Below are 13,451 nucleotides of genomic sequence, written 5' to 3'. Positions count from 1 at the left end.
TTGGCAGAAGGAAATTACCAGTAATAAAGCTGAATTATAGCTGCTCCTAAGCTGATTAGAAAAATGCACCAGTATAGCAGCTTCCACATAGTACCTGCTGGGTATGCCTTGTCATTGTAATAGATAATCTTCAAGTCTTGGCCTTTGCTAAAAAGAGGAATACTGAAGCCCACTTCTAGTCTCCTTTGTAGTTCCTGCTTTCCCTCTGAGTAAAACCGCACAATCGGATAGTACAGGTGACTTGTGCTGTTTCCACCATAACCCCATTCCCCTTTCAATTGGATTACCCTGCCCCTAGTTTGGTACCCATATTTTGTGCGGGCATAATCATGGTAGATAAGATACATTCCAATACCCAGGAAAATGCTTGTTATTACTAAAAACAAAGTTTCCATATCCATAAAGGTTTAGAAGCTTACTGTACTTGAGCCTTGTCTACCCGCTTAGGGGTTTTCTTGCCTTGTACAAAGTCTTTGGCGCCCAGGGCAACAGCTTTAATCATGTTGGTCATATGCGCCATGTCCAGGCTTTCTACTTCATCATCCACGGAGTGGTAGAGTTTGTCTTGGTCTATCTGTACTGAGGAAATAGTGTGCGCCGGAACGCCTAACCGGGCCAAGGTGGCATTGTCTGAGCGGTAGAACAGGTTCTCTTTAGGGTATGGGTCTGGATGGAAGCTGTAGGGAGTGCCTTTCACCGCCTGTTGCAGCAACTTCCCGAAGTCAGATTTCTCAAAGCCGGTGATGTAGGCACTATTAGGCCCAAACTTAGAGCCTTTGCCAATCATCTCAATGTTGAACATGGCTACAATCTCATCGGGGTTCAGTTGCTTGGAGAAGTACTGCGACCCGAAGCCTCCAATTTCCTCAGCGGTAAAGGCTACGAAGATAAGCGTTCGCTCCGGCTTGCCTTGTTTCTGGAAATGGCGGGCCAGGGTGATCACCGCGGTGGTGCCAGAGGCATCGTCATCGGCGCCATTGGCAATAGAGTCACCGGCCACGGGTTTCATCATGCCTATGTGGTCATAGTGACCCGAGAACACCACAAACTCATTTGCGCGCTTGCCCGGAATCATACCTACCACGTTCGCCAGAGGCAGTTCATCCACATCGTTCTTTATCTCTATGTTAAAAGACGTTACCTCCGTAAGCGTAGAAAGCACAAAGATGAGGGTATTGCCTTGCCCCAGTTCCATGACCGGTCTGGCTTGACGGAAAGATCCGGCATAGCGCTTGAACATCTCCTGGTGCTTGGGGTGCACTACCACCAGCGCGTCTTTGCCTAATCTGCGGGCAGTGTTTATGCCTTGTCTGAAATCATTGTTCTCGCCTATAAAGATTGGTTTAGGCGCTTTTTCTTCCCATTCAAATTTGCGGTGCACGGTGGTGTAAAAGAATTCATCTGAGTTCAGAGACTTCTTGTTGATGGTAACATCGGCTTTGCTGGGTTTCAGTGCGAACATCTTAAACTCCTGCTTAAAGTCTGTGTCACCGGTGAAGGGTTTAAGACCGATGCTCTTGAACTCATTGGAGATGAAATCAGCGGCTTTGTCAATGCCCGGGGTGAAGGTCTGGCGGCCCATCATGTCATCGGCGGCTAAGGTGCGAATGATGCGGGTCACATCTTTCTGCTGAATATGTTTCTGTGCCAGCAAGCCGGTGAACGGGAGCAGGGAGAGGCAAACAGCTAGGGTGCTTTTTAGTTTCATAGCTTGGGTGAAGGTATGGGAAGAACAGGACTGTAAGTAAATATACAGGCTTCAATAGATTTTGAACTATTGGTTAACGGTAGAAGAGAACCTTATAAGTTGTTGGTGTCTGGTTCTCAAAACTTAACGTGAAATACGGCACTTGAGATGTAGAGCGGTTGTGCTTTGGGTTGTTTAAGGTCTGTTTTTCTAAAAGGAAGGCAAAACAATACTAACACTTTGCCAAGAAACACCTGCCCAAAAACTGGCGCTTTGTAAGAAAGAGCAGCAGCAAGTAACGTATAACTAAAACGTACCAAATTGCCAGAGCATGAGGGGCTTTGTGTAAGAAATCAGGTGGTTCTATATACTGAATATCCCATATTTCTACCGTTTCACCCTTTAAAGTAACTGAGGGTAGAGTTTAGAAAAAATAGAAGAAAAGTCAGAAGGGAACGCAACTATTCGGCCGCGTTTGCGATAGAATGAATTCGCCGATCTGTGAAGACGGTGCCCAAGGCAGATTGCTTTGGGTTAAAAAAGATATACAAAACTTAATTTTTACAACTATGGAAAATCAAGCAAGCTACTCAGCCCAAGATGCAACTTCTTACAACCAAGACTCTACTTCTGCTCAGTCTGGCCAAAACCAGAACTCAAACAAAAGCGGTATGCTGAGCAACATTCAGATTCCAGATGCCGTGAAAAACATGCAATTGCCACAATCTGTAAAGGATCTTGGAACTACGGTTTCCCGTTCTTACAATGGTATGAGCACTACCCAAAAAGTATTAGGCGGTGCCGCTTTGTTAGGCGCTTCTTACTGGGTAGCTAGCAACCAGGGCTGGATTGGAAAAGCTAAACTTGGAAAGATTGGTAAAAAATCTAAAGGTTCTAAAAACCAATATTCTGGCGGATCTGACTACAGCACCAACCAGTACGGTGACTCACAAAACTCTTAATTCTAGTAAGAGAAGTTTAAAGGTAAGTAGAGCAGAAATTGGCCTTTTATGACCATTCCTGCTTAGAACGAACCTTCTCTAAAACAGAAAAGCCGAACACCTGATGGTGTTCGGCTTTTCTGTTTTTATTGCATTTGCAATGCCTATCTGGAGCCGCCCCGGTTGCCAGACGGTTTGTTTCCACTGCCTTGTCGCTGGTCGGGTCTTCTGCCGCTGTTCTGGCTGGCTCCCTGGCGTTGGTCTGGACGGCGTCCGCCTGGTCCACCACCGCCTCTTGGGCCACGGTTCTGGCCGTTGCTCCCGGCACCACCGCTAGCTTTGCGGGCTAACTTATCAGTGGCTTTCCCGCCGGCTAAAGGTAGTTTGGAGTACTCGGCATGAAACGGCTGTTCTTCCTCTACCGGAATGATTTGCTTGGTGAGTTTTTCAATGTCACGCAGGTACGGCAGTTCAGTGTCATCGCATAAAGAAAGCGCAATTCCCTCGGCGCCAGCCCGGCCTGTACGGCCAATACGGTGCACATAGGTTTCGGGCTCATTTGGCAAATCTACATTGATCACGTGCGTGAGGTCATCCACGTCAATACCACGGGCCGCGATATCAGTAGCTACCAGAGCCTTCAGTTCATTGTTTTTGAACTGCGTAAGCGCTTTCACGCGGGTGCTCTGGGCCTTGTCTCCGTGAATAGACTGCGCCGAGATACCTGCTTTGGAAAGTTCTTTGGCAATACGGTCTGCCCCGTGTTTGGTACGGGAGAACACCAATGCCCGTTGAATCTCGTCTCCTTGTAACAGGTGCTTCAGAAGGGCGCGCTTGTAGGTTTTCTCCACGAAGAATACTTTCTGCGCAATTTTCTCAGCCGTGCTGGAAACCGGTGTTACCTCTACATACACTGGGTCACGCAGGATGCTGGCCGAAAGCTTCTGGATCTCCTGCGGCATGGTAGCCGAGAAAAGCAGGGTCTGGCGGTTTGAAGGGATCTGGGCAATGACTTTGCGCACGTCATGAATGAACCCCATGTCCAGCATACGGTCTGCCTCATCTAAGATGAACGTCTCTATGTGTTTCAAGGACAGCCGTCCCTGGTTCATTAAGTCTAGTAAACGGCCCGGAGTAGCCACCACAATGTCAACGCCGCGTCTGATCTGTTCTACCTGTGGTACCTGGCCTACACCCCCAAACACCACGGTGTATTTGATTTTAGTATGACGGCCATATGATTTAATGCTGTCGCCAATCTGCAAAGCCAACTCGCGGGTAGGGGTTAAAATCAGGGCTCTGATTGCTTTTGCCGGATGGGCCGGACCTGCCTCATGCAGGCGCTGCAGCAGCGGCAAGCTGAAGGCAGCAGTTTTGCCAGTCCCGGTTTGGGCGCAACCCAGTAAGTCGTCGCCGTTCAATACGGGTGGTATGGCTTGTTCCTGAATAGGGGTGGGAGTGGTATATCCCTCTTCCTGCAGGGCCTGCAGCAGAGGTTCTATAAGATTTAGTTCTGAAAACGTCATTGTGATGGATAACGGCCGTAAGTGTTTGGCCACGCATGAAAAAAAGGAAGACAAATGCTGCCTATCCAAAGAAGACACAAAGATAGGCAAAAAGATTCAGTCTGGATTTTAAGCGCGTTTTAGGCAAAGTGCCTCTGAAACAGGCTCCTGCTTTAAAAGAAGCCTTCAAGCTTAAGTAACCTTAAGGGTTAAAATAGGGTTTAAATCATTTCACGTGATAACACCAGATAAGGCAGGCACACGCTTAATACAGGTAACCATGGAATTTGAAAGAACTGAAACAAGAGATAGAACTACTAAAAAGGCTTCTAAGAAAAGGTTGAATAAGTGGCTGAGAGTGGGTATCAGCGGGTTGGCTGGTGCGGTAGCCGTTACCATTGTGCATGAGAGTGTACGGCGTTTTTACCCGGAAGCTCCACGGATGGATATTCTGGGAATGCGAGCCATTGCCAAAGGCTTACGCTTTGCTGGGCAGACTCCTCCCAATGATGATAAGCTTCATGCCTGGTCTCTGGTGGGTGATATTGTATCTAACAGCCTGTACTACAGCTTAACCGGATCTGGTAAGAAAGCGTTGTGGCAAGGAACGGTCTTAGGCGCCATAGCCGGAGTGGGCGGTGTGATCCTGCCCGGGCCTATGGGCTTAGGAGTAGCGCCTAGCGCCAGGACCAAACAAACCCAGGCCCTCACCATTGGCTATTACCTTTTAGGAGGAGTAGCCGCTGGAGCCGTGGCGCATTATTTACGCAAGAAGAAAAGATAACAGCAAGAAACTTCTACTGCTCTAACCCGTTTCAGGGCTGCTTCTTATAAAGCAGCCCTGAAACGGGTTTTTGTTTTTAGACATCCTAAGAATATGCTGGTGCCTGAACTAGACAGTCAAAACTAATTTATTGATAAACGGTAAAAAAGTATTGACTATTAACGAATAAGTATCTTTATTTACTTAAAGTATAAGGAGATACAGCTATGGACAAGAACCTATTACTAGATATTGCCTTACGGGGTGGAAAGACGTTCACAAGACTGATGTTGTTGGTGCTGGTGTTGTATATCGGGGTTTTTGTGCATTGGCATATAAGACCAGAGGCGTACAAGACCGTGGTAGTCTCTCCTGACCATAATAGTGTTCGTTTCTTCAAGAGCGATGGGGAAGAATTGCCAAGCACTGATGATGTGGCGAACAAGAAAAGGACAGGTTTTAACATAGATATTCCTTCCTCCATAGGAAAGGAAATTTACCTGGATCAAGAGATTTCTCTGGGGAGTATCAGCAGGTTTTCTCTGTATGTTCTATCCTTGCAGTTTGTGGTAGGCTTGGGTTTACTGCTGCTCATTGTGCGTGAACTCATGAACGTGATTCGGGCTGTACAAAGCGTGCAAACATTCCATTCTAAAAGCGTAGAGGCTTTCAGGAAAATAGGTTTCCTGTGCCTTGGTTTGGCACTGATAAATGGATTCTGGTTTCTGGACGCCGAAGGTATCTCCCGGATGGGTTTTTCTTTGAAGATGACTCCATTGTTGTTTATGCTGGGTGCCTTCATTATGGCCGAAATCTTCAAGGAAGGCAACAAACTGTATGAACAAGACCAACTGACTATTTAAGCCAGTATGCCTATAATCGTGAATGTGGACGTGATGATGGCCCGCCGCAAAATGTCGTTAACTGAATTGTCTGAACGGGTAGGAATTACCCTTGCTAACTTATCTGTCTTGAAAACCGGCAAAGCCAAAGCCATCCGGTTTTCTACCTTAGAAGCCATCTGTAAAGTATTGGAGTGCCAACCCGGCGACATTCTGGAGTTTGTGGCAGAGTAGAGAGTTGTAGAACTTCATACAGGCTTTCCCTTAGCTGTTTAGAGACCGATTTTAGAAAATGAGCCCCAAACAACTACGGCTTACAATGGCAAAGAACTTCGCGTTTGATAGGGGCCGTTTTGTAGTTTGGAAGGGAGAACTCCTTCATGTATACCACTGAAAGCTCATTGATCTGTTCTTCTTTGGGATGGTCTTCGTTCCACCGGCGCAGCAAATAGAAGCAGTAGTAAGGCCGCATGTATTCATTGGGGGTAAACAAATAGTTTTCTGAGTATTTGCGCCAGCGGTCGTTTTTGAAGAGGCTCATCACAGAGGCCGGTTTTACCGTGTCTGGCTCCTTGCCTTGTTGATTCAGGTCTACTTTTTTATTGCTGTTGGTGATGCCTTCCAACACGTACCAGCCATCGTCTTTGAAAACGTTGGGGGCGAACATACTCCAGTTCTGGTCCAGCCTCGGGATCAAGGCCGCCCAATGCATGTTGCCCGGTACCTGAAAGTAAGGCTTGCCTAAGGTGCTCAGGTTCCACCAGAACGCCAGCATCAAGGCCACCAGCACCACGCCTTCGCGCGCATATTTTACAGGGAATGAATCTGCACCCTTAGGAGTATTCCATTTCAAATGTACCTGAAGGTCTACCGGGGATTTCCAGCTTTTACCTATCCTGGTCCAGCGTTTGTGCAGACGGGTGTAGCCAGCACGTAGGTAACGGTCTACGGTGTCCATGACCGGAGTTGGCAATAACCCCATTACCGCTGAAATGCTGATGAGGTAAAACAAGCCCACAAACAACGTCAAACTAATGCCAATGTGCAGCCCTACTATAGCCACAAAGAAAATCATCCTGAACCAGGTAGTCTTCCAGGGGATGAGCAATATAAACGGCAGCCACAACTCCAGGAAGTACGTGGCGTGAGTTAACTGCTTCATCAAAAGTGGATACTGGTAAAGGATTCGCCCGCCGGGCATCAGAATCTGGTCCAGGCTCAGGGCATAGTACAGGGCCGTACCGTCTGTGGTCCAGTCTGGCCCGCTTTTAAGCAAGGCCGTGAACACATATACCCAAGCCACTTGTAGAATGTAGGCCGCCGAAGCCATGCTCAGGTAATGCGGAGTGGTTTCAGAAGTAAGGGAACGTCGGGCATCCAGGGAATAATGGCGGTGCCAGGGGAGGAACATGCCCCAGAAAAGCAGCATCCGTAAGAGGCTGTCACCAGATTGGCTGATGAGCGGGTTCCGGTTCTGCAAGGACAGCAAAAGGAGCCACGAAATAAACGTGGCCCAACGGGTATGATACCCCAGCAAAAGGCAGATGGCCGCTACACCCGCAATCCCGAAAAGCACTGCCTGAAACTGCCACATGCCGCTTAGCGCGTGCAGCGAGAAGAAATATTGGTTCCAGGCGTTGGCGTGCAGCGCATGCAAGGGCAGAATGCCCATGTTAGAGTAATGCGCTTCCAGGTCAGAAGCCCTGATGCCAATGTCTATAAGTAATACACTGGCCACCCATACCCGCATAAGGGAGAGGGCACGGGTGTCTGTGTAAAAAACGCGATGCAGATACTGTTTAAGTAGGTGCATAGGGATTCACGTGATGGTTAAAGCAAGGGAAAACAGAAAAGGCAAAACCATTTGGCCTTGCCTTTCTGCACTATATTGCACGTTCCAAAGAACGTTATGCTAAACTACTAACGGCTGGTGGTTCCGGTTGTACCAGTGGTAGTTCCAGTAGTAGTGCCGGTAGTTCCTGTTGTTGTACCAGTGGTGGTTCCGGTGGTAGTTCCTGTTGTGGTTCCGGTAGTAGTCCCTGTTGTGGTTCCAGTAGTACCGGTAGTGGTTCCAGTGGTAGTACCGGTTGTTGTACCAGTAGTTCCATAGGTAGTGCCGGTGGTTCCAGTAGTAGTGCTAGTAGTTCCGGTGGTGCCGGTAGTACCACTGGTAGTACCACTTTCAGTACTCATGTCAGTGGTAGTGGTATCAGTAGTGGTTTCACCAGTACCTGAGCAAGAAGTCAGGGCCGACGTTGCTACCATGGCAGCAACTGCGAACAGGTTTAAAAAAGTCTTTTTCATAGTTTTGACAGATTAATGAATGATGTTAAAATGGTTTTTCTTTTCAAGTTCATCTTTTACGCATACTTCTTAGAAAGGTGCCATTTTCTATGTTAATTTATTCATTGGCACAGAAATTCTTTAACAAGTGCGTTGTTATGCGCGTATCTATCTAGAACCCCTTATACTGCATTTTCATGCTCCCTTCTTCTCCTACCATCCTGTTTGATGGCGTTTGCAATCTATGTAACGGATTTGTACAGTTTGTGATCAACAATGATCCAAAAGAATATTTCAAATTCGCATCGCTGCAGTCTGAAATAGGGCAGGAGGTACTCAGAACCCATGGTTTCCCTACTGAACAATTCAAAAGTGTTTTATTGGTGGAAAACGGAAAAGTCTTTACCCGGTCTACCGCTGCCCTGCGCATTGTGCGTCATCTAAAGGGAGGCTGGTCCTGGTTGTATACCCTGATGCTCGTTCCTGCATTCCTCCGTGATCCCTTATACGACTGGGTTTCACGTAACCGCTACAAGTGGTTTGGGCAACAGGAAAGCTGTATGCTGCCCACCCCTGCGTTAAAGGCCCGTTTTCTGTAAATCTGGCTTAAAACAGAAGGAAGTGCTTAGGGATGCCATTTCTCCTTTTATACCTGTGATTCTATAGAGTATTGGTGATTTCAGTACCAAGACATTCTTTTTGCAGGTTTCCTGCCTTAAGTTTGTAGATTCTAGTCAAATATCTCTTCGTGGAAAAAATAGACGCTTTTCTTGCCGAGGCCAGTAGATTAGCCTGGGGCATGCCTTTGTTGATCTTGCTGATGGGTGGTGGCCTCTTCCTGATGCTTTACTGCCGTCTGATTCCCTTCCGGATGATGAGGCATTCTCTCAGCATCTTGCAGGGAAAATACCAGGACCCTAACGCTGCCGGGCAAATTACTCCTTTTCAGGCTATGGCCAGTGCGCTAGCCTCAACCATTGGCATGGGAAACATCAGTGGCGTTGCCGTAGGAATTGCCATGGGCGGGCCAGGCGTACTGTTCTGGATGTGGGTAAGCGCTTTTGTGGGCATGGCCACCAAATTCTTCACCTGTACTCTCTCCATCATGTACCGTGGCCGGAATGAACTGGGCGCCATAGAGGGCGGACCTATGTATATGGTTACCGAGGGTTTAGGCAAAAAATGGAAGCCTTTGTCCATCCTGTTCGCGTTTGCCGGTCTATTTGGAACATTGCCCCTTTTTCAGGCAAACCAGCTCACTCAGATCATTACTGATGTTGTCCTGAAACCCAGCGGCATGGTAGGTGAAGACACGTTTATTTCTAATCTGTTCATGGGCATGGCCATGGCGCTTCTGGTTTCCATTATCTTGTTTGGCGGCCTGAAACGGATTGCAGCCGTGGCCACCAAACTGGTACCCCTAATGGTGGTGTTATACACCGGTTCGGTGCTGTACATCATCTTCTCCAATATCACAGCCATACCAAGCATGTTCGCACTTATCTTTGAGGATGCCTTCACCGGGAATGCTGTGATGGGTGGGGCCGTGATGCAGGTGATCATCATGGGTGCCCGTCGTGCCTCTTTCTCCAACGAAGCCGGGATTGGCACCGCCGCCATGATGCACGGCGAATCGCAGAACAATGAGCCCGTACGCGAAGGGCTGGTAGCCATGTGGGAGCCGTTCATTGACACGATTGTAGTCTGCACCATGACCGGACTGGCTATTCTGGTAACTGGCGTTTGGGAAACCAATTCCGGGAACGGGGTGACTATGACAGCGCAAGCTTTCGGGGTTGCTATGCCACAAATAGGCAAGTACCTGCTAGTGATTTGCGTGTTTATCTTCGCCTTCACCTCTTTGTTTTCTTACTGCTACTACGGGTCCAAGTGCTTTACCTACCTATTCGGGTTCAAGTACCGCCGTCTGTACGACTACTTCTACATCCTCACCATCATCATTGGGGCCATTGTAACCATCACTTCCGTCATCAACCTGGTAGACACCGCCTTCGCACTCATGGCTATCCCTACCATGACCTGCGCGCTACTGTTGTCCCCTAGAGTAATGGCCGCTTCAAAAGATTACCTGGCTAGGTTAAAAGCCGGGCAGATACAGCAGTTTTAAAAAGAGTTAAGTATTATTTCAGAAACCGTTTCGGGTCTGTTTTGTAGAAGCAGCCCCGAAACGGTTTCTTCTTTCTACTGAGATCCCTCGCTGGCGCGAGCTTACAGCTCGTGTCCGCACGCATTGCTGACAAATTCTTTGGTTCTGGCCTTGCAGAAACTCGGTATTCTAGTTTATTCCTATGGCTTACCAACATACTTTGTCATCTTGGAAAGATCTTGTGGGCGAACTAAAAAGGCATTGAAGAAGCGACTCTACCGTTCGTTCACAAGATCCTTTCAGGATGACTAAATGGGGGAAAGGAAAGGTACAGCCGTGCGTGCGGACACGAGCTGGAAACTCGCGCCTGTGGGGAATGCGTTTTTTAGCCTGTATTCTAAAAACTAGCCATAAACAAAAAAAGCTGCTCCAGAAGGAGCAGCCTTTTTTATACATATATACGTTGACTTCTTACTTACTCAAATACAGGTTACGCTCAGAGTAGATTTTGGTGAAGTATTCGTCTTCCAGGTCATCAATGAAGTAGATGGCCTCACCGGTTGACTTCATTTCTGGTCCTAGCTCTTTGTTCACTTCTGGGAACTTGCTGTGGGAGAACACCGGTACTTTGATGGCGTAGCCTTCCAGTTGCGGGTTGAAGGTGAAATCAGTCACTTTCTTTTCGCCCAGCATCACCTTGGCGGCATAGTTCACATACGGCTCTTTGTACGCTTTAGCAATGAACGGCACGGTGCGGCTGGCGCGAGGGTTCGCCTCAATGATGTACACAATATCGTTCTTGATGGCGAACTGGATGTTAATCAAGCCAACGGTGTTCAGCGCCAGCGCGATTTTCTTCGTGTACTCATCAATCTGGCGGAGCACGTTCTCGCTTAAGTCAAACGGAGGCAACACCGCGTACGAGTCACCGGAGTGGATACCAGCAGGTTCAATGTGCTCCATTACGCCCAGAATGTGTACGTTCTCGCCGTCGCAAATAGCGTCTGCCTCGGCTTCAATAGCACGGTCAAGGAAGTGATCCAGAAGTACGTGGTTGCCTGGGCTGTCTTTCAGGATGTCCAGTACTTGCGCTTCCAGTTCCTTCTCGTTGATCACGATTTTCATGTTCTGGCCACCCAATACGTAGCTAGGACGAACCAGCAATGGGAACTTCAAATCTTTGCACACCTCCAGCGCTTCCTCAGCCGAGGTTACGCTCGCAAATGGAGGATACGGAATGTTGTTCTCTTTCAACAAGGTAGAGAAAGCACCGCGGTCTTCAGCTAGGTCAAGGCTTTCATAGGTAGTACCCATGATCTTGATACCGAAGCGAGTCAGTTTCTCCGCAAGTTTCAAAGCGGTCTGACCACCTAACTGCACAATCACGCCTTCTGGTTTCTCGTGCAGAATGATGTCATAGATGTGCTCCCAGAATACCGGCTCAAAGTACAGTTTGTCTGAAATGTCAGAGTCTGTACTTACCGTTTCTGGGTTGCAGTTGATCATGATAGTCTCATAATCGCACTCGCTGGCCGCTAATACGCCGTGCACACAAGAGTAGTCAAACTCAATGCCCTGTCCAATACGGTTAGGACCTGAGCCTAGCACCACTACTTTTTTGCGGTCTGATACTTTGCTTTCGTTCTCGCCGTCAAAAGTGCTGTAGTAGTATGGCGTTACCGCTTCAAACTCGGCAGCACAGGTATCTACCATCTTAAACACGCGCTTAATGCCCATGCTCAGACGTTTGTCGTGCACTTCGCTTTCCTTGCAACGCAGCAGGTAGGCAATCTGGCGGTCAGCGAAGCCTTTTACCTTGGCAGAACGCATCAAATCAACCGGAATGCTGTCTAAGGTGTGCTTCAGGATTTCACGCTCGGTCAGCTCCAGTTCTTCAATCTGCTGCAGGAACCAGGGGTCAATCTTGGTTACTTTCTGGATGGTGCTGGTGGCCACCCCAAATTTCATGGCGTCTTTGATGGTGAACAGACGGTCCCAGCTTGGGTTAGCCAGGCTGTACATCAACTGGTCATAGTTGGTTTTCTCCTTGCCGTCGGCGCCCAAGCCGTTGCGTTTGATCTCCAAGCTCTGGCAAGCCTTCTGCAGCGCCTCCTGGAAGGTACGGCCAATGCCCATTACCTCACCCACAGATTTCATCTGCAAGCCCAGGGTCTTGTTGGCTCCTTTGAACTTGTCAAAGTTCCAGCGCGGTATTTTCACAATCACGTAATCCAGCGCGGGCTCAAAGAACGCCGACGTGGTTTTGGTGATAGAGTTTTTCAGTTCATCTAAGTTGTAGCCTATGGCCAGTTTGGCAGCTACTTTGGCAATTGGGTACCCTGTTGCTTTAGAAGCCAACGCTGAAGAACGGCTCACGCGCGGGTTAATCTCAATGGCGACGATGGTGTCATCCTCTGGGTTCACCGAGAACTGTACGTTACAACCACCGGCAAACTGCCCAATGCCCGCCATCATTTTAATGGCTAGATCCCGCATCTGTTGGTAGATGGTGTCTGGCAGGGTCATGGCCGGTGCCACGGTAATGGAATCACCGGTGTGAATACCCATTGGGTCAAAGTTCTCAATGGAGCAGATGATGATCACGTTCCCGATGTTATCACGCAGCAGCTCCAGCTCGTACTCTTTCCAGCCCATGATGCTTTGCTCCACCAGTACCTCATGGGTAGGGCTGGCGTGCAGACCGCGGGTTAAGGCTTTGTCAAATTCTTCCGGAGAGTTCACGAAACCACCTCCGGTTCCACCCAAGGTGAATGACGGACGGATTACCAGTGGGAACCCAATTTCCTGAGCAATTTCTTTCCCTTCCAGGAACGAGGTAGCGGTGTTGCCTTTGCAGACATTCACGCCCAACTCAATCATTAACAGACGGAATTTCTCGCGGTCTTCGGTGGTCTCAATGGCCTTGATGTCCACCCCAATGATTTTCACGCCGTATTTTTTCCAAATACCGGCTTTCTCGCAGTCAATTGCCAGGTTCAACGCAGTTTGTCCACCCATGGTAGGCAGTACGGCGTCAATCTGGTGCTTCTCCAGAATCTCAATGATTGACTTCTTCTCCAGCGGCTTCAGGTACACGTTGTCCGCGGTGATGGAGTCGGTCATGATGGTGGCGGGGTTGGAGTTGATGAGGGTTACCTCAATCCCCTCATCGCGCAGGGAGCGGGAGGCTTGGGAGCCAGCATAATCAAATTCACAGGCCTGCCCAATTACAATAGGACCGGAACCAATGATCAAGATCGACTTAATGGAATTATCTTTCGGCATTAGTAAAGCGGTATGTATAAATTGCCCAAAGTTAAAGT

The 13,451-nt window shown here is 48.5% G+C and carries 12 protein-coding genes; 6 read left to right on the top strand and 6 right to left on the bottom strand.

Features of this window, described 5'->3' with window-relative positions:
* Window positions 1–14: 14 nt before the first annotated feature.
* A complete protein-coding gene (locus tag DC20_RS07385; RefSeq protein WP_157593087.1) occupies window positions 15–395 on the bottom strand; it encodes a DUF3592 domain-containing protein in 381 nt (126 codons plus the stop codon).
* Window positions 396–415: 20 nt separating this feature from the next.
* Window positions 416–1,708, bottom strand: coding sequence for a M20/M25/M40 family metallo-hydrolase (locus DC20_RS23355; protein WP_062543238.1), 1,293 nt, complete (start codon window positions 1,706–1,708; stop codon window positions 416–418).
* A 548-nt stretch (window positions 1,709–2,256) separates the two neighbouring features.
* Between DC20_RS23355 and DC20_RS07375 the strand changes: the two genes are divergently transcribed.
* Complete coding sequence (locus DC20_RS07375; RefSeq protein ID WP_062543237.1) at window positions 2,257–2,649, top strand: hypothetical protein; 393 nt, start codon at window positions 2,257–2,259, stop codon at window positions 2,647–2,649.
* A 143-nt stretch (window positions 2,650–2,792) separates the two neighbouring features.
* Here DC20_RS07375 and DC20_RS07370 read toward each other — a convergent pair whose 3' ends face one another.
* Window positions 2,793–4,154 carry a DEAD/DEAH box helicase gene (locus DC20_RS07370; RefSeq protein WP_062543236.1) on the bottom strand — a complete coding sequence of 454 codons (1,362 nt, stop codon included), beginning with the start codon at window positions 4,152–4,154 and terminating at the stop codon, window positions 2,793–2,795.
* Window positions 4,155–4,413: 259 nt separating this feature from the next.
* On the opposite strand from DC20_RS07370, the gene DC20_RS07365 reads away from it, so the two are divergent.
* The 3 genes from DC20_RS07365 (at window position 4,414) to DC20_RS07355 (ending at window position 5,972) form a co-directional block, all read left to right on the top strand.
* Entirely contained in the window at window positions 4,414–4,917 is a 504-nt protein-coding gene (locus DC20_RS07365; protein WP_062543235.1) for a hypothetical protein, read from the top strand.
* 206 nt (window positions 4,918–5,123) lie between these two features.
* Entirely contained in the window at window positions 5,124–5,759 is a 636-nt protein-coding gene (locus DC20_RS07360) for a DUF2975 domain-containing protein (RefSeq protein ID WP_062543234.1), read from the top strand.
* Window positions 5,760–5,765: 6 nt separating this feature from the next.
* Window positions 5,766–5,972 carry a helix-turn-helix domain-containing protein gene (locus DC20_RS07355; RefSeq protein WP_062543233.1) on the top strand — a complete coding sequence of 69 codons (207 nt, stop codon included), beginning with the start codon at window positions 5,766–5,768 and terminating at the stop codon, window positions 5,970–5,972.
* 73 nt (window positions 5,973–6,045) lie between these two features.
* Here the strand turns inward: DC20_RS07355 and DC20_RS07350 are convergent, their stop codons facing one another.
* Together DC20_RS07350 and DC20_RS07345 are read right to left on the bottom strand one after the other, a co-directional pair.
* Complete coding sequence (locus tag DC20_RS07350; protein ID WP_062543232.1) at window positions 6,046–7,551, bottom strand: HTTM domain-containing protein; 1,506 nt, start codon at window positions 7,549–7,551, stop codon at window positions 6,046–6,048.
* Between the two features lie 107 nt (window positions 7,552–7,658).
* The gene (locus tag DC20_RS07345; protein WP_071885401.1) at window positions 7,659–8,042 is read right to left on the bottom strand and encodes a hypothetical protein; all 384 of its coding nucleotides are present in this window, start codon (window positions 8,040–8,042) and stop codon (window positions 7,659–7,661) included.
* Window positions 8,043–8,218: 176 nt separating this feature from the next.
* On the opposite strand from DC20_RS07345, the gene DC20_RS07340 reads away from it, so the two are divergent.
* Together DC20_RS07340 and DC20_RS07335 are read left to right on the top strand one after the other, a co-directional pair.
* The gene (locus DC20_RS07340) at window positions 8,219–8,620 is read left to right on the top strand and encodes a thiol-disulfide oxidoreductase DCC family protein (protein WP_062543231.1); all 402 of its coding nucleotides are present in this window, start codon (window positions 8,219–8,221) and stop codon (window positions 8,618–8,620) included.
* A 149-nt stretch (window positions 8,621–8,769) separates the two neighbouring features.
* The gene (locus DC20_RS07335; RefSeq protein ID WP_062543230.1) at window positions 8,770–10,149 is read left to right on the top strand and encodes an alanine/glycine:cation symporter family protein; all 1,380 of its coding nucleotides are present in this window, start codon (window positions 8,770–8,772) and stop codon (window positions 10,147–10,149) included.
* Between the two features lie 450 nt (window positions 10,150–10,599).
* Here the strand turns inward: DC20_RS07335 and carB are convergent, their stop codons facing one another.
* A complete protein-coding gene (gene carB / locus DC20_RS07330; protein WP_062543229.1) occupies window positions 10,600–13,413 on the bottom strand; it encodes a carbamoyl-phosphate synthase large subunit in 2,814 nt (937 codons plus the stop codon).
* Between the last annotated feature and the right edge of the window lie 38 nt (window positions 13,414–13,451).

This window comes from Rufibacter tibetensis (assembly GCF_001310085.1).
GTDB classification, from domain to species: Bacteria; Bacteroidota; Bacteroidia; order Cytophagales; family Hymenobacteraceae; genus Nibribacter; species Nibribacter tibetensis.
Note: the sequence above shows the minus strand (reverse complement) of the source record. Positions and strands in the feature narration are given on the sequence as shown.